Source organism: Frigoribacterium sp. 2-23 (assembly GCF_049601585.1).
Lineage (GTDB): Bacteria > Actinomycetota > Actinomycetes > Actinomycetales > Microbacteriaceae > Frigoribacterium.
The window spans coordinates 833206-852391 of the sequence record NZ_CP187126.1 but is presented as its reverse complement, the minus strand read 5'-3'; the positions used below and the strand labels follow the sequence as shown (position 1 = coordinate 852391).

Sequence of the window (19186 nt, the reverse complement as noted above, 5' to 3'; positions counted from 1 at the left end):
CCCGGTGCCGACGCACTGTCGGGGGCGCGTGCGACCATGAGGTAATGCCCATCGACTTCACTGCGATCGACTTCGAGACCGCGAACTCGCACAGCGCGTCGGCCTGCTCGGTCGGTCTCGTCAAGGTCCGTGACGGTGTCGTCGTCGACAAGGTCGGCTGGTTGATCCGGCCGCCGCTCGGCTACGACGAGTTCAACGAGTGGAACACGCGCATCCACGGCATCGTCGCGTCCGACGTCGTCGACGCCTTCGGCTGGGCCGAGCAGTTCGAGCTGCTCGTCGACTTCGTCGGCGACGACATGTTCGTCGCGCACAACGCCGGGTTCGACATGGGCGTGATCAGGGCGGCCTGCGCGGCCACCGGGCTCGTGCCTCCGGCGTCTCGATATCTCTGCAGTCTGCAGGTCGCGCGCAAGACGTACACGCTCGACTCCTACCGGTTGCCCGTCGCGGCGATGGCGGCGGGCTTCGAGGGTTTCTCGCATCACGACGCGCTGGCCGACGCCGAGGCCTGCGCCGCGATCGTCAGACACGCTGCCCAGCGACACGGCGTCGACGACCTCGACGCCCTGGCACTCGCCGCGAAGGTCAAGCTGAACGTGTTGAAGCCGGCTGCGGCCGCGGCTGCCGATTCGCCGACGGCCACCGTGCGGGCCGACGGCCGCTCGATGATCTTCGGCTAGCCGAGCCCGCTTCCCCGGTCGTGCCGCTGCAGACGATGTCAGGGGTCGCGGTGTCAGAGGTCGCGGTGTCAGAGGTCGCTGGGACACTTCGAGCATGCCGCCCCTCACTGCCCTGCTCCTCGGAATCCTGATCGGACTCGTCATCGGCGTCGTCGTCGGCGGCCTGCTCGCCCGCACCCGCGCCGCCGAGACCTCCGCCCGTCTCGGAGCCGAGCTCGCCGCAGCCCGGGCCACCACCGAGGCCGCCGTCGAGCGCCTCGGCGCCCAGGACGCCCAGTACCGCCGTCAGATCGCTCAACAGGAAGACCGCCTGGCCGAGTTCCAAGACCGACTCCGCGACGTCCGCATCGCCGAGGCCGAACGCGTTCGCACCGACGGGCAGGTCCTCGTGGCGCTCAGCCCCGTCGCCGAGAGCCTGCACGAGATGCAACGGAAGGTCACCGAGCTCGAGTCGCAGCGAGCCCAGCAATACGGCGCGCTGAACGAGCAGCTGCGCGCGGCTGCCGACTCCGAAGAACGCCTGCGCAGCACAGCCGAGAGCCTCGCCTCCGCGCTCAAGTCCAACAGCACCCGCGGCGTCTGGGGCGAGACCCAGCTCCGCAACGTCGTGCAGGCGGCCGGCCTGCTCGAGCGGGTCGACTTCGACGTGCAGGCGAGCATCACGAGCGACGCGGGGCAGGGCCGCCCCGACATGGTGATCCATCTGCCGGGCGGTAAGAACATCGCCGTCGACGCGAAGGTGCCGTTCTCGTCGTACCTCGAGGCGAGCGGCATCGCGGTCACGGCGACCGGTGACGAGGGCGCCCGTCGGGCCCAACTGATCGCCCAGCACGTCAAGGCGCTCCGTGGGCACATCGATGCCCTCGCCGGCAAGACCTACTGGGCCGGGCTCGAGTCGTCCCCCGAGCTCGTCATCGCCTTCATCCCGAGTGAATCACTCGTCTCGTCGGCGCTCGAGGCCGACCCGTCGATCATGGACTACGCGTTCCAGAAGCGGGTGGCCTTGGCCTCCCCCGTCACGCTCTGGTCGGTGCTCAAGACGATCGCCTTCAGCTGGCAACAGGACGTCGTCACGAAGGAGGCGCAGGCACTCTTCGATCTCAGCCGCGAGTTGTACGGGCGGCTCTCGACGATGGCCACCCACGTCGACAAGCTCGGCCGGTCCCTGCGCGGCTCCGTCGCCGACTACAACCGGTTCGTCGGCTCCCTCGAACGAACGGTGCTCCCGTCTGCCCGGCGGCTGAGCATGCTCGACGAGTCGAAGACGCTGCCGTCCCCCTCCCCGATCGAGGACCTGCCGCGCGATCTCACCGCCCCCGAGCTCACGACCGCCCTCGACAGCGAGAACGCCTGACCGCGCGATGCGGGCAGGCGTCCTGCAGACCGGTTGGTGAGAGGCTCAGGCCTCTTCGCCGTACCACTTCGAGACGAGGTGGTCGGCCTCGACGCGGCGGATCGTGCCCGAGTGCGACCGCAGCACGATGCTCGACGTGCGGATCATGCCCTGGCGGCGCGTGACCCCCGCGACGAGAGCACCGTCGGTGACACCGGTCGCGACGAAGTAGGCGTTGTCGCCCTTGACGAGGTCGTCCTGGTCGAGCACGCGGCTGAGGTCGTGTCCTGCGTCGAGGGCCTTCTGGCGCTCGGCGTCGTCCTTCGGGGCCAGGCGACCGAGCAGCAGACCACCGAGTGCCTTCACGGCACAGGCGGTGATGATGCCCTCGGGGGTGCCGCCGACGCCGACGCACATGTCGATGCGCGAGTCGGGGCGGGCGGCGTTGATGCCGCCGGCGACGTCACCGTCGAGCAGCAGACGGGTCGACGCTCCCACCGCGCGGATCTGGGCGACCAGGTCGGCGTGACGAGGACGGTCGAGCACGGCGATCTGCATGTCCTCGACGGCGAGGCCCTTCGCTGCGGCGAGCGCCGTGATGTTGTCGGCGATCGGTCGGTCGAGGTCGATGACGCCGATGCCCTCGGGGCCGGTGACGATCTTGTCCATGTAGAAGACGGCGCTCGGGTCGTACATGCTGCCGCGGTCCGAGACGGCGATGACCGAGAGCGCGTTCATGCGCCCGGCAGCCGTGAGGCTCGTGCCATCGATCGGGTCGACGGCGATGTCGCAGGCGGGCCCGAAGCCGTTGCCGACGTGCTCGCCGTTGAACAGCATGGGGGCTTCGTCCTTCTCGCCCTCGCCGATGACGACGACGCCGTCGAACGCGACCGTGCCCAAGAACTTGCGCATGGCGTCGACGGCGGCCTTGTCGGCGGCGTTCTTGTCTCCCTTGCCGATGAACGGCGCCGAACGGATCGCTGCCGCCTCCGTCGCTCGGACCAACTCCATCCCGAGGTTTCGATCGGGGTGCGTGTACAGGTTTCCAGAAGCTGATTCGGCCATGGGGACGACCTTACCCGGGCCTGCCGGCCCGCCGGCCCGTCCTCACGCCGCGATGCCCACCCCCGCTCTGGTCGTGACGATAACTCATACCCATACCGGATGGCTGACAAACCCGCCAGTGTGAGATATGTTTCATTGCACGTGCCTTACAGCAGTCAGAAAGGTGACTATGATTTCCGTCCCTCCCTCACGCGCAGTGCTCGCGGCGGCGACCGCGATGCTCCTCGTCCTCTGCGCGAGCGCCAGCCCGGCCCTGGCCGACAGCGGCCCGACAGACCGTCTCCGCATGACCACCCAGATCACCTCGGACGGCATCGGTCGGTTCAGCCCCGACGATCGACCCGGCGGCGACTCCGGGCCCGCGAACGGTATCGTCCGCACCGATGACGCCGTCGTCTACGGCGTCATCATCGGGACGGCCGACGGCACCGCCTCGGGTGGCACGCTGACGGCCACGGCACCCGCCGGTCTGGTCTGGTCGCAGCTCCCCGCTGACTGCGGCCCCGGCTCGACCGTCTCGGGGTCGACACTCACCTGCGCCATCGGCGACGTCTCGGTCGGCGCCCGGTCGATCAGCCTCGCCGGGACAGTCGCGCGCACGGCGGCACACGGGACGAGACTCGCACCATCCCTGTCCCTCGTGGCCGACGGGCAGACCGCGGTCGTCGTCCAGGCGCCGCCGGTGACGGTGTCCGCCGCTCCCCGTTTCGACCTCTCGATGAACAGGACCGTCACCTCCTTCACGCCCATGACAGGCCCCGACGGCACGACGCCTGGCTTCCGTATCGTCTACCCCCTGCAGCTGCACTGGGACTCCCTCGTCGACGGGGGCGGCCTCCTCGGCTACGAGCAGCTCCAGGACGGCATCACGTTCGTGGACGACGTGTCGAAGATGTACGGGACCAGTGCCAGCCCGGCGGTCCTGTTCCCGGTCGGTGACGCTCCCCCCTGTGGGGTCAACACGGGTCAGATCGGAGGCGCCCCGGGCGGACGCGGTGGCGGCGAGTCCAACGTCGTCGACTCGGGCACCATCACCTGCACTCAGGCGGGCCCCGGTGAGCCCGTCTCCGTCTCCATCACGGGCACCGACACCTCCCTGTCGTCTATTCCGACCAAGAGCGTGACCGGCGGCCAGATCGCGGGTGGCGTGGTCCCTTACGTCGTCTCGGGCTACGTGAGCCTCTGGGTTCCCCGTCCGCCCCTCGGCGTCTCCATCACCACCACGAACACGTACCGTGACCTGCAGGTGACCTCGCTCAGCGGGCAGGCGAACTTCGCCGGAGCCGGCGAGCCGCTGGAGAACAACTCGGCCGATCGCAACATCATCGCCGCGGCCGGTATCAGCGGCTCGATGCGTTACCTCGGCTGGAACCCCGACACCCAGACCTCGTTCACGCAGTCCGGCAAGTACGACGAGCCCTACGTGACACCGGCACAGGCCCTGCTCAGCAGCGCGACCCTGAACAACCGGGGCCTCAACACCTGGCAGGGCACCATCGTCTGCTCGGTCTTCGACAACACGGTGCAGACCCTGCGCGAGAACAGGCCCGGAATCTGGGCGGCGTCGAACCGATCGGGCATCACGGGTCGCCCGCAGTTCGCGGCATTCGACGCATCGGACCCGCAGACGGCACGCGACGCGACCTGCGAGGACTCCGACATGCAATGGCACTCCGACCCGAATGACGTGCCGGGTGGCCCCGAGGCCGTCGGCGCCGTCCGCTGGAGCTTCGACCACGTCGGCAACAACGCGATCACGTTCAACACGCACCTCGCCGTGAAGCCGCGGCTCGCGAACCACGTGATCGTCCGTGCCTTCACGAGCGTCAAGCGCTCGGCCACCAGCGCGTGGACCCACGACTTCAACGAGGCGACCGGTGCGAACGGCCCGTGGGCGGACTTCCTCTCCACCACGAGCAACATGGCCCGTCTGCGCAGCGCCATCGTCGACCCGGGCCACACGGCCGGTGACACACCGGACGAGACCTCCTACATCTCGGTCGGTGGCCCCCTGACCTACGCCCTGTACCCGACCCTGACGAACGCCTCCCGAGACCGCACCCCCGAGGCCATCGTGATCACGGACACCCTGCCGAACGGGGCGGAGTACGTGTCGGGAAGCGCCACCATCGACCCTGTCGTCGACGAGGTGACGGTCGACGGGGTGAGTCGACAGCGGCTGACCTGGTCCCTCGACCCGGTCACCGTCAACGACGCCGTGGAGCCACTGACCTTCACGGTCTCGTTAACGAAGGCCCGGGTAGGAACCGACGCTGTCAACGAGGCCACCATCGCCTCGCTTCGCGATGTCTCGTCGGAAGACAAGCGGACGACCCTGAGGTCGGTGCACGTGCTGGCCGAGAGCGGCTACGAGCTCAACGAGACGACGGACAGACCCGTGAACATCGTCGGGGACGAGGTCGACTTCGAGCTCACGTACCTCAACGTCGGCTCGCTGCCCATCGCGTCGTCGACCCTCATCTCGGTGCTGCCCCACGACGGGGACTCACGGGGCACAACGACCGCGGCGCGCCCTGTCCTGAGCCGGCCGGTCCCAGCCGAGAGCGGTGAGACGGTCCGCTACTCCTCGGTGTCCCCTGATTCCCTCTCACAGGATCCGCTCCATGCGTCGAATGGTGCCGATGGCTCCACCACGTGGTGCACCGCGAGCCAGTTCGGCTCGAAGGGGTGCCCGAAGGCGCTCTCGAACGTGACGGGTGTGCGTATCGACCGGTCGACGCCTGTCGCGGGTGGAGCCACCGTCTCACACGACCTCACGCTGACGAGCGCGACGGCGACCCGGGCGGACGACCTCTGGTTCTCGACCTTCAGCCTCGCCGTCGCCGGGGTCGGCTGGTCGACCATGTCTCCGGCAGCCGGCACGCGCGTGGTCGCGGGCTCGATCTCGGGCCTCACCTGGACGGATGCCGATGCCGACGGCACCCAGGGCGACGACGAGGAGGCGCGGACCGGTGCGCCCGTCCGGCTCACGGGCACGGACGACCGCGGCGCGGCCGTGGACTCGACCACCACGACCGACGAGACGGGTGGTTATGTGTTCCCGACCCTTCGGCCCGGCGACTACGACGTCGACTTCGGAACCGTCCCGGGCGGATGGACCATCCAGCACGCCGGCGACGACACCGCTGCCGACTCCGACGTCGGTTCCGATGGCATCGCCTCGGTCCAGCTCGCCACGACGACCGAGCGTGCGTCAGTCATCGGCGTGACCGAGGCCGAGCACATCGACGCCGGAGCACTTCCGGCCCCTGTGGTGGAGCCGCCGGTCGTGGAGCCGCCGGTCGCCGACCCGCCCGTCGCCGACCCGCCGGTCGTCGGTAGCGGCAGCGACGCCCACGCGTCAACGCCTCTTCCGGCCCGACTCGCCTTCACCGGGGCGACCGTGACCGCACTGCTCCTGCTCGTCCTCGCCCTGGGGGCGACCGGTCTCGGCTTCATCGCCTCGAACCGACGGCGAGCCGCCTCCCTCGACACGGTAGGCCTACGCCCCGAGTCGAGCAGCAACGAGGACGACTGAGAGACCGGGCGGGTCGGCTCGCGACGGCGCGTCGACCCGCCCACCCATCGGACCCCCTCAAGAACGGCCCTACTAGGCTGAGTGTGTCAGCCCGCACGCAGTTATCGAAGGAGATGCCATGCCCGTCGCCACCCCCGAGCAGTACGCCGAGATGCTCGACAAGGCCAAGACGAAGGGGTTCGCCTACCCTGCCATCAACGTGTCGTCGTCGCAGACCATCAACGCCGTCTTGCAGGGGCTGACGGAGGCGGGCAGCGACGGCATCATCCAGGTCACGACCGGTGGCGCAGACTACTTCGCCGGCCAGACGGTCAAGAACCGCGCCGCCGGCGCGATCGCCTTCGCGAAGTTCGCCACCGAGGTCGCCAAAAACTACCCCGTCACCGTGGCGCTGCACACCGACCACTGCCCGAAGGACGCCCTCGACGGGTTCGTCCTGCCGCTCATCGCCGCGTCCGAAGAAGAGGTGCGCGCCGGTCGCAACCCCCTCTTCCAGTCGCACATGTGGGACGGCTCGGCCGTACCCCTCGACGAGAACATCGAGATCGCACAGCAGATGCTGAAGCGCACGAAGGCGATCAACGCCATCCTCGAGGTCGAGATCGGCGTCGTCGGCGGCGAAGAGGACGGCGTCAGCCACGAGGGCTCGAACGAGGCGCTGTACACGACCGTCGGCGACGTCACGAAGGCCGTCGAAGCCCTCGGCCTCGGCGAGAACGGTCGCTACATCGCCGCCCTCACCTTCGGCAACGTCCACGGCGTCTACAAACCGGGCAACGTCAAGCTGCGCCCCGAGCTGCTCGGCGAGATCCAGGCCGGCATCCAGCAGCGTTTCGGCACGGGCGAGAAGCCGCTTGAGCTCGTCTTCCACGGCGGCTCGGGCTCGACCAGCGCCGAGATCGCCGAGGCCGTGTCGAACGGCGTCGTCAAGATGAACATCGACACCGACACGCAGTACGCCTTCAGCCGCTCGATCGCAGACACCGTCCTCAAGAACTACGACGGCTTCATCAAGGTCGACGGCGAGGTCGGCAACAAGAAGCAGTACGACCCCCGCGCCTGGGGCAAGGTCGCCGAGACCGCCATGGCGGCCCGAGTGGTCGAGGCCACCAAGCAGCTCGGCTCCTACGGCCAGTCCGCGAGCTGACCGGCACCGCGCCTCCTCGGCTCTCCGCCCTTCGGGGCGACCAGCCGTCGCACGACGAACGCCCCGGGAGGATTCCCGGGGCGTTCTCGTGTGCGCGAAAAACTCAGCCCTGCGTGCCGAGGATCGATGAGGTGAATGCCGGGTCGCCCAGCATGATGGCCCCGACGGTGATGCCCTGGACGATCGCGAAGAGCACACCGGCGGTCAGCGGCACCCAGAACGTGATGCGCGCCGTCCGGAGTCGACGGATACTCCACCAGGCGGTCAGCGCGAACAAGACGACGGCGAACACGGCGAAGAACGCGCCGGCGGCCTGGAGCGCGGACTGGTTCGAGAAGTCGTCCGTCGGATAGCCGAGCTGGCGGAGGCGCTGCAACAGGGAGGAGGCGTACGACGGCGCGAGGAACAACGACGAGATCGTGTTGTACGCGGCGAAGCCGAGCAGGACGAGCGAGACGATGCGATCGACGCGTCGCCCCGTCGAGAGCACCGGCACGCCGTTCGGCCCGACGGGCGCACCCGGCACCGGCGACTTCTGGTCGGCACCCTGGTACGGCTGGTACTGCGTCGGGTAGCCGCCGGGCGAGGGGGCCGGGGCCTCTTCGGCCGGGGGTTCGACGGGTGCGGCGGGATTGACCCAGCCCTCCGGCGCATATTCGCCGTAGCGGGGCTTCGGGCGATCGTCGGTCATCGGGTGCGACCGCCGAGACCTCGTGCGTCGACCTGGCCGCTGCTGTCCTTGCGGAGCTCTTTCGGCAGGGAGAACATCAGGTCCTCCTCTGCCGTGACGACCTCGGCGATCTCGCCGTAGCCGGCGTCGGCCAGGTCGTCGAGCACCTCTTGCACCAGCACCTCGGGGACCGAGGCACCCGAGGTCACACCGACCGTGCCGACGCCGTCGAGCCAGGACTGCTGGATCTCGCTGGAGTAGTCGACCCGATATGCGGCCTTGGCCCCGTGCTCGAGGGCGACCTCGACGAGGCGGACGCTGTTCGAGCTGTTCGCCGAGCCGACGACGATCACGAGGTCGCTGTCGCGGGCCACCTTCTTGATGGCCACCTGTCGGTTCTGCGTGGCATAGCAGATGTCGTCGCTCGGGGGGTTCTGGATGGACGGGAAGCGCTCGCGCAGACGGCGCACGGTCTCCATCGTCTCGTCCACGCTCAGCGTGGTCTGCGAGAGCCAGACGAGGTTGTCGGGGTCATCGACGACGAGCTGGTCGACCTCGTCGGGGTTCTGCACGAGCGTCGTGGTCTCGGGGGCGTGGCCCATCGTGCCCTCGACCTCTTCATGACCGGCGTGGCCGATCAGGATGATGTGGCGGTCTTGGCCGCTGAACCGCACGGCCTCGCGGTGCACCTTGGTGACGAGGGGGCAGGTGGCGTCGATGGCCTGCAACTCACGGTCGGCGGCACCCTGCACGACGGCCGGCGAGACGCCGTGCGCGCTGAAGACGACGTGCGAACCGGTGGGGATCTCGTCCACCTCGTCGACGAAGATCGCACCCTTGTTCTCGAGGGTGGCGACGACGTGGACGTTGTGCACGATCTGCTTGCGCACGTAGACGGGGGCGCCGTAGTGCTCCAGCGCCTTCTCGACCGCGATCACGGCCCGGTCGACTCCTGCACAGTAGCCGCGAGGTGCCGCGAGCAGCACTCTCTTGGGGCCGCTGACGGGGTTATCCTTTAGCCTGTTTCGTACCGCTGGAACACGCGGTGTCGGAAGGTCGATGGCGATCGCGCCGTTAGTGATGTGGCTCACCCCCTGATTGTAGAGGCGACGTCTGGTCGCGCTCTGAAAGGCGTCGACCCTCACGACGAATCCGGCTCCCATCCGGTGCGACAGCGAACAGGAGACGCATGACCATCGTCACCCCGCCTCCCACGGCCGACGCTCCCTGGCCGGTCGGGCTGCTCTCCAGCAAGATCCGCGACTGGATCGAGAGACTGGGCACCGCCTGGGTCGAGGGCGAGATCACGCAGTGGAACGTCTCGGGCGGCAACGTCTACGGCAAGCTCCGTGACCTCGAGCAGGACGCCACCGTCTCGTTCTCGGTGTGGTCGAGCGTGCGCTCGCGCGTGCCCGCCGACCTGAAGCAGGGCGACCGGGTGATCGCCGCCGTCAAGCCCAACTACTGGGTCAAGGGCGGCACCCTCACCATGCAGGTGTTCGAGATGCGCCACGTCGGGCTGGGGGATCTGCTCGAGCGGCTCGAGCGCCTGCGCCGGCAGCTCGCGTCGGAGGGGTTGTTCGAGACCTCGCGCAAGCGCCCGCTGCCGTTCCTGCCCGGCCGCATCGGCCTCGTGACCGGTAAAGACAGCGACGCCGAGAAAGACGTGTTGCGCAATGCGCAGCTGCGCTGGCCTTCGGTGGCGTTCACCGTCGTGCACGCGGCGGTGCAGGGCGACCGGATGCCGACCGAGGTCACGGCGGCCGTGCAGCAGCTCGATGCCGACCCCGAGGTCGACGTGATCATCGTCGCGCGCGGCGGAGGCGACTTCCAGAACCTGCTCGGCTTCAGCGACGAGCGCCTGATCCGCGCCGTGGCCGCCTGCACGACCCCCGTCGTGAGTGCGATCGGGCACGAGGCCGATCGCCCTCTGCTCGACGACGTCGCCGATCTACGGGCCTCCACGCCGACCGATGCGGCGAAACGGGTCGTCCCCGACGTGACCGAGGAGCTCTCGCGGGTGCAGCAGGCGAGGGCGCGGATCGGCATGCGGCTGACCTCCATCGTCTCGACCGAGATCGACCGACTCGGTCAGATCCGGAGCCGGCCCGTGCTGGCCGCACCCCAGACCCTCGTCGACACCCGTGCCGACGAGCTGCTGCGGGTCATGGCTCGAGGCGACGAGTTGATGCATCGCGTCCTCGAGCGTGCCGGCACCCGGGTCGGCGAGCTGACCTCGCAGCTGCGCGCCCTCTCGCCGCAGAGCACTCTTCGACGCGGGTACGCGATCGTGCAACTGCCCGGCGGAGACGTGCTGCGAGCGCCGGGCGACGCGCCCGCCGAGACGCCGCTCGTCCTGACCGTCGATGGAGGCACGGTGACGGCCGTCAGCACCGGTCACTCCCCCACAGGCGCCTCCGCCGGCATCTCGCACGCGTCGTCCGATGACGACGCACCCGCACCGCTCCCCGCTCGTTAGGATTTCTCCCGTGGCAACTCCCCCCTCCCCCTCGACCGCCGGCGGCGGCACCGACGCGGCACCCGTGCTCGGCCCCGACGTGTCGACGCTCAGCTACGAGCAGGCCCGCGACGAGCTCGTCTCGGTCGTGAACGAGCTCGAGCAGGGTGCGTCGACGCTCGAGCGGTCGCTCGCATTGTGGGAGCGAGGCGAGGCTCTCGCCGGTCGGTGCGAGGAGTGGCTGCTCGGCGCCCGTGAGCGCCTCGAGGCTGCTCGTCGTCAGGCGCCGAGCGAATGAGCGACGTGCAGACCGGCGGTGCCGGCGGGGACCCGGGAGCCGGCCGCGGCCGCTCGAAGCCTCCTCGCATCGTCGCGGAACTCGGTCGACCCGAGACGCCCGCCGAGACCGCGGCCCGCAAGGCCGAGAACTCGCGCAAGCACCGGGCCAACCAGACCGCCATGAACCTGACGCTGTCGCTGGTCGCGTCTCTCGGCATCGTTCTCTTCCTCGTGTTGGTGGTGGTCCGCCCCAATGACGTGACCCGTCCCGCGATCGACTACGTCCACGTGGCGTCCAATGCCGAGGCCAGCGTGAGCGCACCACTCGCGGCCCCGGTGTTGCCCACGGGGTGGTCGGCCAATGCGGCCGAGGTCCGCAGTTCGCCCGCCGACAAGGTGCCGACCTGGTACGTCGGCCTCATCACTCCGTCCGACCAGTTCATCGCGATCGACCAGGGCATCGATGCCAACCCGACGTGGGTCAGCAACCAGGTGCAGAACACCGCCGCCACGTCGACGCGGGACATCGCGGGCCTGACCTGGGACGTCTACGACCGACGCGACGACGACAAGCCCGGCAACTACGCCTATTCACTGGCCACCACGATCGGCCGCAGCTCGATCGTGCTGTACGGCACCGCCGATGACACCGAATTCGATGCCGTCGCCACAGCCGTGGCCGCCCAACTCGACGGAGGCAGCTAGCTCCATGACCGCGACCACGACCCGACGTGACGACCCCAAGACCCCCGGCGGCGCCTGGGCCCGGATGACCGATGGCAACGAGCGCTTCGTCGACGCGCGTCCGCTGCACCCCCACCAAGACAGCGACCGACGGGCACTCCTCGCCGGCGGCCAGGAGCCCGTGGCGGCCCTCTTCGGCTGCGCCGACTCCCGTCTCGCCGCGGAGATCATCTTCGATGCGGGCCTCGGCGACCTCTTCGTCGTGCGTAACGCCGGTCAGGTCGTGGGCGACACCGTGCTGGCCTCGCTCGAGTACGCGGTGTCCGTGCTGCACGTGCCCCTCATCGTGGTCCTCGGCCATGACAGCTGCGGCGCCGTGGCCACGGCGATCGACACGATCGAGACCGCTGCGGCTCCCGGGTCTGTCTATCTCGACGGCCTCGTCGAGATGATCATGCCGTCGGTGCGACGAGCGAAGATCGAGCTCGCCCCGGGTCACAACCTCGATGCGCACGAGGTCGGTCGCCTGCACATCGAGGCGTCCGTGCGGGGGCTCGTCGAGAAGTCCGCTCTCATCTCCAACGCCGTGGCGGACGGTAGGTTGGCAGTCGTCGGCGCGAACTACGATCTCGCCAACGGCCGGGTCGAGCCCTCCGTCGTCGTCGGCACACTCTGAACCACACCGACTCTGAATCACACCGACTCGAACCACACCGACTCAGAACCCCCGCGGGCCACGAGCCCGGCGAACAACGCCCTCAGGGCCAACGGAAGGACCACAACGTCGTGACCACCACCGAGTACCGCATCGAGCACGACACCATGGGCGAGGTGCGGGTACCCGTCGATGCCCTGTACCGCGCACAGACCCAGCGCGCCGTCGAGAACTTCCCGATCTCGGGCGCCGGCCTCGAGCCCGCGCAGATCGTGGCCTTGGCACGCATCAAGCGTGCGGCCGCCATCGTCAACGGCCAGATGGGTATCGTTCCGCAGCCCGTCGCCGACGCCATCGTCGCGGCAGCCGATCAGATCATCGGCGGGCAGCACCACGACCAGTTCCCCGTCGACGTCTATCAGACCGGCAGCGGCACCTCGTCGAACATGAACATGAACGAGGTCCTCGCGACCCTGGCCGGGACGGTCGACGGCACGGCCGTGCACCCGAACGACCACGTGAACGCCTCGCAGTCGTCCAACGACGTCTTCCCGACGTCGGTCCACCTCGCCGTCACGGGTGCCCTGATCGAGCAGCTCGTGCCGTCGCTCGAGCACCTCGCCATCGCGCTCGAGGCGAAGGCCACGCTCTGGGCCGGCGTGGTCAAGGCCGGCCGCACCCACCTCATGGACGCGACCCCCGTCACGCTGGGCCAGGAGTTCAGCGGATACGCCCGCCAGATCCGCCTCGCCATCGAGCGCGTCCAGGGCACGCTCCCCCACGTCGCCGAGGTTCCCCTCGGTGGCACCGCGACCGGCACCGGCATCAACACCCCGCCCGGGTTCCCCCAGCGTGTCATCGCCGTCCTCGCCGACGACAGCGGCCTGCCCGTCACCGAGGCCCTCGACCACTTCGAGGCGCAGGGCGCCCGCGACGGCCTCGTCGAGGCCTCGGGTGCGCTCCGCGTGCTCGCCGTCAGCCTGACGAAGATCAACAACGACCTCCGCTGGATGGGCTCCGGCCCGAACGCCGGCCTGGGCGAACTGCACATCCCCGACCTGCAGCCCGGGTCGTCGATCATGCCCGGCAAGGTCAACCCCGTCATCCCCGAGGCCGTCCTGATGGTCTCGGCGCGGGTCATCGGCAACGACGCGACGATCGCGTGGGCTGGTGCCTCCGGTGCCTTCGAGCTCAACGTCGCCATCCCGGTGATGGGTACCGCGCTGCTGGAGTCGATCCGCCTGCTCTCGAACGCCACCCGCGTCCTGGCCGACAAGACCGTCGACGGTCTCGAGGCGAACGTCGAGCACGCGCGGGCCCTCGCCGAGTCGTCGCCGTCGATCGTCACGCCCTTGAACCGTGTGATCGGATACGAGGCGGCCGCGAAGGTCGCCAAGCACGCCGTCGCGCAGAAGATCACCGTGCGCGAGGCCGTGATCGACCTCGGGTTCGTCGAACGAGGCGAGGTCACCGAGCAGCAGCTCGACTCCGCGCTCGACGTGCTCAGCATGACGCACCCCGGCTGAGCACCCCGGCCACGGTGATCCAGTAGCCCGCCAGCAGGCAGGGCCCGAAGGCGATCGAGGGCTTCTCGCCCCGACCGTCACGGGCCTTGCCATGGCTCCGCCGGGCACGGACCGCCTCCACAACGAGTGTGCCGGTGGCCACCAAGCCGCCGGCCGCCGTCGCCAGCACGGCGGCCGCGACGACGGCGGAGGAGCTCACCGTGGCCAACGACGCGGCGAGTACCGACGCGAGTTTGGCGTCCCCCATGCCGACCAGTCCGACCCAGGCCGCGCCTCCTAACAGGAGGCCTGCTGCCCCGAGCGTCGCCATCGACGTGAGTGCACCACCGAGGTCGTCTCGCACGAGAGCCGTCAGCCACCCGAGGGGCAGCCCCGCGGCGGCCAGTGCCACCGCCCGGTTCGGGAGTCGCCGCTCGCGGAGATCGACGACGATCAGCACGGGACTCACGACGAGCACGGCGCTCGCCATCACCACGAGCGGGACGAACGGCGCGAGGCAGACGATGAACGCCTCGCTCACCATGCGCGTGCCTCGAGACGCCACCGGCGGGCTCCGCGACGTCGTCGAGGACGCGGGATGTCCTGCGAGCGCCGCGCCGCGCCTCCGGACGCTCGAGCACCCCGGGACGGCCTCGCGCCTCCTGACGGCCGCGGGCCTTCCGGGGACCCGGAGCCGCTTTGCAGGCCTGTCTCCGCGCGCCGCTCGGGCCGATGCTGCATCAGGCTCGCCTCGTGGACGGCGGCCTCGACGAGCTCCCACCGGCGCCGGATCATGTCGTACGACGGACGGAGGACCGGGCGCCCGTCCGCGATGACGAGGAGGTCCTTGAGCCGGTCGGCTTCGAAGGACTGCTCGTGAAAGCGTCGTCCGTCAGGCTCGACCGCGACGTCGTCGACCACGAGGTCGATGGCATGTCCGCGGGTGCCGACCGGTACCTGCGTCTGCACGTGCCGCCCCGACTCCACGAAGCGGACGCGCGGGATGGTCTCGATGACGCTCTGACTGCCCGGGTCCGCCCACTCGACGATGCCCCGCAGGTCGGCTGGCGCTGCGGCGAACCAGCGACGCAGGTCGGCGATGCTCGCGAGGCCGGCCGCGAGGGCCCAGTCGAGAAAGGCGACCGCCTGTTCTCGCGACGACTCCCTCGCGGCCTGGACCAGCGCCTCCCCCAGGGGAACCGCCCAGAGCGAGCCGGCCACGATGCCCGGGTCGTCGAGGGCGGCGGGGCCGATCGTGTCGGTCCAGACGACGTGGAACCCTCGGCGCGGCCGGAGTCGTGCGGCGTGGGGTGGAACGGCGACGGTCAGGCCGTACGCGTCCCAGATCCAGGCGCCATACCGGGCGAGGAGCGCGGCGCCCGTGAGCCGGCCGCCGACCCGCACCGCCTCGGAGGCGAGGTCGTCGGCGGCGAAGGTCGTGTACCAGCCGCGGCGGGCGCGCCTCACGTGGCCGCTGCGCACGGCTCTCGTCAGCTGGTAGCCGGTGAAGCCCGCGGCGAGCAGGTCGCGGCGCCGCAGCACGCCGCCCGCAGCCTCCAAAACCTCTCTGATCGTGTCCATGCACCGAGCGTGCCCTGCCCCGCGGCTCCGCCCTCCGCCGCTTCCCCTCTCTCGGGGACAACCACCGGCCCCCGGCACCTGTGGAGGACCCCCAGCCCCGCCCCTGCCGGCCCACCCTCCCGCTTTTTACTCGATTCAGGCGAATTGCACGCCACGCGACCGGTTCACGCCATCCCCTCCACATCACCTGAATTGGGAACCTCCTCGCCCCCGCCCGCCGCAGGGCCGCCGCCACATGACGTGATTCAGGCAAAACGCTCGTGAATCAGGGCTAAGCCGTGATCTCGTCCAGATCGCCTGAATCGCGAGAACCCGGTGCGGGCGAGGGCGCGGCGACGACGACAACCGCCGCGATGTCACTCTTCAGGAGATCTGGCACCCATCGGGCCCTCGGGCCGTCAGAGCGCCACATCACCTGAATCACGTGACAAGACCGCACGGCGGGGCAGGGCGGGACACGAGGAGGCGCGGTGTGCGTGAATCAGGCGATCTGGCTCTAGAGAGGGGTGGGTAGCTGCTCTCGTGCAGAACGCCTGAATTGCGAAGACGTCGAGGGGAGGAAGGGGCAAGGCAAGGGCGGGAGGCGCGAGAAGCGAGAAGCGGGCGGCGGGCGGCGCAGGCGGCGAGCGCAGGCAGAGGCGGGCGCGGGCGGCGGGCGGCGGGCGCAGGGCAGCGGGCGCAGGCAGAGGCTGCGGCGCGCGGGGCGCGGGGCGCCGCAGCCTCTGCGGGGGCTAGACGAGCTCGTTCGACTCGAGGAGCTCGGTGACGAGGGCCGCGATGGCCGAGCGCTCCGAGCGGGTGAGGGTCACGTGCCCGAACAGCGGGTGGCCCTTCAGGGTCTCGATGACCGAGGCGACGCCGTCGTGCCGGCCCACGCGCAGGTTGTCGCGCTGGGCGACGTCGTGCGTCAGGACGACCCGCGAGTTCTGCCCGATGCGGCTGAGCACGGTGAGCAGCACGTTGCGCTCGAGCGACTGCGCCTCGTCGACGATCACGAACGCGTCGTGCAGCGATCGACCGCGGATGTGCGTCAGGGGCAGCACCTCGAGCAGCCTCCGTTCGACGATCTCGTCGAGCACGTTCTGCGAGACGAGCGCCCCGAGCGTGTCGAAGACGGCCTGGCCCCAGGGGTTCATCTTCTCGCCGGCGTCGCCGGGTAGGTAGCCGAGGTCTTGGCCACCGACGGCGTACAGCGGCCGGAACACCATGATCTTCTTGTGCTGCTGCTTCTCGAGCACGGCCTCGAGGCCCGCGCACAGTGCCAGCGCCGACTTGCCGGTACCGGCACTGCCGCCGAGCGAGACGATGCCCACCTCGGGGTCGAGCAGCAGGTCGATCGCGAGCCGCTGCTCGGCCGACCGCCCGTGCAGCCCGAAGACGTCGCGGTCGCCGCGCACGAGGCGCGCCTCACCGCGAGAGACCACCCGGCCGAGCGCCGAGCCGCGGTCGGAGTGCAGCACCAGCCCCGTGTTGACGGGCAGATCGGCGATCGCCCGGGAGCTGATCGTCTCGCGGTCGTAGAGGGAGGCCATCTGCTCGCTCGACAGTTCGAGGTCGGCCAGCCCCGTGTAACCGCTGTCGACGACCTGCTCGGCGCGGTACTCCTCGGCCGCCAGCCCGATCGACGCGGCCTTGACGCGCAGTGGGAGGTCTTTCGAGACGACCGTGACGGCGAGCCCGTCGTTCGCGAGGTTCGAGGCGACCGCCAGGATGCGCGAGTCGTTGTCGTTCAGCTGCAGCCCCGACGGCAGGACCGACATGTTCGAGTGGTTCAGCTCGACGCGGAGCGACCCACCGTCGCCGACCTCGACCGGGAAGTCGAGGCGGTCGTGCTTGACCCGCAGATCGTCGAGCAGACGCAGGGCCTGCCGGGCGAAATACCCCAGCTCGGGGTCATGGCGTTTGCCCTCGAGCTCGCTGATCACGACGACGGGCAGCACCACGTCGTGTTCGGCGAAGCGGAAGATCGCCTGCGGGTCGGACAACAGCACGGACGTGTCGAGGACGTACGTACGTTGGGCGACCGACGGTCGCGCCTCCGTCGCCTCGGTGGTGCCGTCGTCGGTTCGGGGGATGCTGAGTGCGGACACGACCACTCCATCTCCGAGCGTGAACACGCTCGGTACCTTCGGCGAAGACGGCCGCGGAGCAGTTGCGAGGCGAACTTTCGTGGCCGTCTCGATCGGGTTCCTTACCCGATGTCAGAAACCTACGACGCGCCTCCGACATTCGCGAGTCCGGACGCGCCGTGTCGTGTGACGAACACGTGAACAACACTCAGGCGCTCCTCGAAGGTCGCCGAGCGCGTCGCGCCACGGAGCGCGCCGCTGAGCGCGCCCACGGCGCCGACACCCCGAGGAGGCGCGGGTCGACTCAATAGAGGATCGTGCTGCCGAACGACGTGAGGGCCGAGCGCAGCATCTCGAACGACTCCTCGCCGGTGGTGACGTGAACGCTCACCCGGACGGTGCCCGAGCGCACCGTGGCGGTGACGCCGTGGTTCATCAGCGCCGCGGTCAACGTCGTCATCTGGTCGGGCGCCGGCTCGAGGACGACCAGGCCGGCGCGCTCCGACTCGTCACGGGACGACGCGACGGGGACGGCGAACTCATCCGCGATGTCGATCACACGGGAGGCCCGCTCGGCGACCGCGGCCGAGATCGCCGGGACGCCGACCTCGGCGAGGGCCTCGAGGGCCGTCGCGAAACGACCCTGCGCGATCGGATCGGGGTTGCTCACCTGGAACCCGGCGGCGCCGAGCTTCGGGTCGCCGACGGTGTCGTACGATCCGCCCAGCTCGACCTCGGTGCCGGCGACCCCGCTGAACACCGGCGTGAGGGCGGTGAGGGCCCGGTCGCTCAGAGCCATGAAGCCCGTGCCCCACCCGGCGCGTGCCCACTTCTGCCCGCCCGACACGACGACGTCGGCCATCGCGTAGGGGGCGTCGACGACACCGAAGCCCTGGATGGCGTCCACGATCAGGAGGCGGTCGCCGATCACCTGACGGATGCCCTCGATATCGGCGAGATAGCCGGTGCGGTAGTCGACGAGGCTGACCGCGACGGCGTCGGTCGACGAAGTCAGGTGCTCGCGGACGAGGGCGGGCGTGACCGCACCGTATTCGGGGCGCAACCAGACCGGCTCGAGGACGCGCAGCGACTGGGCGGCCCGGGTGACGGCGATCGGCAGGGCCGGGTACTCACGGTTCGAGAGGACGAGCTGGCCCGTCAGCCCGAACGCGGTGTGCAGCAGACCCATGGACGTGCTGGGCTCGAAGACGACGTTCTCGGTCGAGAAGCCGGTCACGGCCGAGACGGCCCGCTTGACGCGACCCTCCTGTTCGGCGAGCACGGACTCCGACCCGAACCGCGCCCGGCCCTGGATGTCGGTCAGTGCGCGCTGCTCCTCGGCGACCGCGGTCGAGATCGGACCCCAGGTCGCGAAGTCGAAGTAGCCGGGGTCGTCGGTGAAGCCGGCGGCGTACTCGGCGAGCGTCATGGCGGTAGGGGGCGTCACGGCGGGCTCCTCGGGGGTCGGGACGGATCAACCGTACCGACAACGCGCCTCCGGCGGTCTCGCTGAGCGCCA

Annotated in this window: 16 protein-coding genes; 9 read left to right on the top strand and 7 right to left on the bottom strand. The window is 69.8% G+C overall.

The genetic code is table 11. The annotated features are described in order from the left end of the window. Positions 1–44: 44 nt before the first annotated feature. Entirely contained in the window at positions 45–683 is a 639-nt protein-coding gene (locus ACPEEZ_RS04075) for a 3'-5' exonuclease (protein ID WP_423923076.1), read from the top strand. Positions 684–777: 94 nt separating this feature from the next. Continuing rightward, a complete protein-coding gene (locus tag ACPEEZ_RS04070; RefSeq protein WP_423923074.1) occupies positions 778–2037 on the top strand; it encodes a DNA recombination protein RmuC in 1260 nt (419 codons plus the stop codon). 45 nt (positions 2038–2082) lie between these two features. Here ACPEEZ_RS04070 and glpX read toward each other — a convergent pair whose 3' ends face one another. Further along, positions 2083–3081 (bottom strand): class II fructose-bisphosphatase, encoded by a 999-nt coding sequence (gene glpX / locus ACPEEZ_RS04065; protein ID WP_423923072.1) that lies wholly within the window; start codon positions 3079–3081, stop codon positions 2083–2085. 286 nt (positions 3082–3367) lie between these two features. On the opposite strand from glpX, the gene ACPEEZ_RS04060 reads away from it, so the two are divergent. Further along, on the top strand, positions 3368–6619 hold the full coding sequence (locus ACPEEZ_RS04060) for an SdrD B-like domain-containing protein (protein WP_423923070.1): 3252 nt from the start codon (positions 3368–3370) through the stop codon (positions 6617–6619). 118 nt (positions 6620–6737) lie between these two features. Continuing rightward, positions 6738–7766, top strand: a complete 1029-nt coding sequence (gene fbaA, locus ACPEEZ_RS04055) for a class II fructose-bisphosphate aldolase (RefSeq protein ID WP_423923068.1) — start codon at positions 6738–6740, stop codon at positions 7764–7766. A 103-nt stretch (positions 7767–7869) separates the two neighbouring features. Here the strand turns inward: fbaA and ACPEEZ_RS04050 are convergent, their stop codons facing one another. Then, positions 7870–8457, bottom strand: a complete 588-nt coding sequence (locus tag ACPEEZ_RS04050) for a DUF6264 family protein (RefSeq protein WP_423923066.1) — start codon at positions 8455–8457, stop codon at positions 7870–7872. Continuing rightward, the gene (locus tag ACPEEZ_RS04045) at positions 8454–9518 is read right to left on the bottom strand and encodes a 4-hydroxy-3-methylbut-2-enyl diphosphate reductase (RefSeq protein ID WP_423924361.1); all 1065 of its coding nucleotides are present in this window, start codon (positions 9516–9518) and stop codon (positions 8454–8456) included. Before ACPEEZ_RS04045 ends, ACPEEZ_RS04050 begins: the two co-directional genes overlap by 4 nt. Positions 9519–9625: 107 nt before the next feature. On the opposite strand from ACPEEZ_RS04045, the gene xseA reads away from it, so the two are divergent. The 5 genes from xseA (at position 9626) to ACPEEZ_RS04020 (ending at position 14038) form a co-directional block, all read left to right on the top strand. Next, positions 9626–10915, top strand: a complete 1290-nt coding sequence (xseA, locus tag ACPEEZ_RS04040; RefSeq protein ID WP_423923064.1) for an exodeoxyribonuclease VII large subunit — start codon at positions 9626–9628, stop codon at positions 10913–10915. Next, positions 10881–11192, top strand: a complete 312-nt coding sequence (locus ACPEEZ_RS04035) for an exodeoxyribonuclease VII small subunit (RefSeq protein ID WP_423923062.1) — start codon at positions 10881–10883, stop codon at positions 11190–11192. Before xseA ends, ACPEEZ_RS04035 begins: the two co-directional genes overlap by 35 nt. Next, a complete protein-coding gene (locus ACPEEZ_RS04030; RefSeq protein ID WP_423923060.1) occupies positions 11189–11878 on the top strand; it encodes a DUF4245 domain-containing protein in 690 nt (229 codons plus the stop codon). Before ACPEEZ_RS04035 ends, ACPEEZ_RS04030 begins: the two co-directional genes overlap by 4 nt. Before the next feature lie 4 nt (positions 11879–11882). Further along, positions 11883–12533 (top strand): carbonic anhydrase, encoded by a 651-nt coding sequence (locus ACPEEZ_RS04025; RefSeq protein WP_423923058.1) that lies wholly within the window; start codon positions 11883–11885, stop codon positions 12531–12533. Between the two features lie 146 nt (positions 12534–12679). Beyond that, positions 12680–14038 carry a class II fumarate hydratase gene (locus tag ACPEEZ_RS04020; RefSeq protein WP_423924360.1) on the top strand — a complete coding sequence of 453 codons (1359 nt, stop codon included), beginning with the start codon at positions 12680–12682 and terminating at the stop codon, positions 14036–14038. Here the strand turns inward: ACPEEZ_RS04020 and ACPEEZ_RS04015 are convergent. The 4 genes from ACPEEZ_RS04015 to ACPEEZ_RS04000 all read right to left on the bottom strand — a co-directional run bounded on the left by ACPEEZ_RS04015 (position 14016) and on the right by ACPEEZ_RS04000 (position 19114). After that, on the bottom strand, positions 14016–14561 hold the full coding sequence (locus ACPEEZ_RS04015) for a hypothetical protein (protein WP_423923056.1): 546 nt from the start codon (positions 14559–14561) through the stop codon (positions 14016–14018). The two genes, ACPEEZ_RS04020 and ACPEEZ_RS04015, sit on opposite strands and share 23 nt — an antisense overlap. Beyond that, positions 14555–15598 (bottom strand): type IV toxin-antitoxin system AbiEi family antitoxin domain-containing protein, encoded by a 1044-nt coding sequence (locus ACPEEZ_RS04010; protein WP_423923054.1) that lies wholly within the window; start codon positions 15596–15598, stop codon positions 14555–14557. The genes ACPEEZ_RS04015 and ACPEEZ_RS04010 overlap by 7 nt, the downstream gene beginning before the upstream one ends. Before the next feature lie 731 nt (positions 15599–16329). After that, positions 16330–17673 (bottom strand): PhoH family protein, encoded by a 1344-nt coding sequence (locus ACPEEZ_RS04005; protein WP_423924358.1) that lies wholly within the window; start codon positions 17671–17673, stop codon positions 16330–16332. A gap of 298 nt (positions 17674–17971) precedes the next feature. Next, a complete protein-coding gene (locus tag ACPEEZ_RS04000) occupies positions 17972–19114 on the bottom strand; it encodes an aminotransferase class V-fold PLP-dependent enzyme (protein ID WP_423923052.1) in 1143 nt (380 codons plus the stop codon). Positions 19115–19186 lie beyond the last annotated feature (72 nt).

Bases quoted from the DNA above. Each gene is read 5' to 3' on its own strand.
- xseA (WP_423923064.1), top strand. From the start codon at position 9,626: ATGACCATCGTCACCCCGCCTCCCACGGCCGACGCTCCCTGGCCGGTC.
- ACPEEZ_RS04010 (WP_423923054.1), bottom strand. From the start codon at position 15,598: ATGGACACGATCAGAGAGGTTTTGGAGGCTGCGGGCGGCGTGCTGCGG.
- ACPEEZ_RS04025 (WP_423923058.1), top strand. From the start codon at position 11,883: ATGACCGCGACCACGACCCGACGTGACGACCCCAAGACCCCCGGCGGC.
- ACPEEZ_RS04015 (WP_423923056.1), bottom strand. From the start codon at position 14,561: ATGGTGAGCGAGGCGTTCATCGTCTGCCTCGCGCCGTTCGTCCCGCTC.
- ACPEEZ_RS04020 (WP_423924360.1), top strand. From the start codon at position 12,680: ATGGGCGAGGTGCGGGTACCCGTCGATGCCCTGTACCGCGCACAGACC.
- ACPEEZ_RS04030 (WP_423923060.1), top strand. From the start codon at position 11,189: ATGAGCGACGTGCAGACCGGCGGTGCCGGCGGGGACCCGGGAGCCGGC.
- ACPEEZ_RS04035 (WP_423923062.1), top strand. From the start codon at position 10,881: ATGACGACGCACCCGCACCGCTCCCCGCTCGTTAGGATTTCTCCCGTG.
- fbaA (WP_423923068.1), top strand. From the start codon at position 6,738: ATGCCCGTCGCCACCCCCGAGCAGTACGCCGAGATGCTCGACAAGGCC.
- ACPEEZ_RS04060 (WP_423923070.1), top strand. From the start codon at position 3,368: ATGACCACCCAGATCACCTCGGACGGCATCGGTCGGTTCAGCCCCGAC.
- ACPEEZ_RS04070 (WP_423923074.1), top strand. From the start codon at position 778: ATGCCGCCCCTCACTGCCCTGCTCCTCGGAATCCTGATCGGACTCGTC.
- ACPEEZ_RS04050 (WP_423923066.1), bottom strand. From the start codon at position 8,457: ATGACCGACGATCGCCCGAAGCCCCGCTACGGCGAATATGCGCCGGAG.
- ACPEEZ_RS04075 (WP_423923076.1), top strand. From the start codon at position 45: ATGCCCATCGACTTCACTGCGATCGACTTCGAGACCGCGAACTCGCAC.
- glpX (WP_423923072.1), bottom strand. From the start codon at position 3,081: ATGGCCGAATCAGCTTCTGGAAACCTGTACACGCACCCCGATCGAAAC.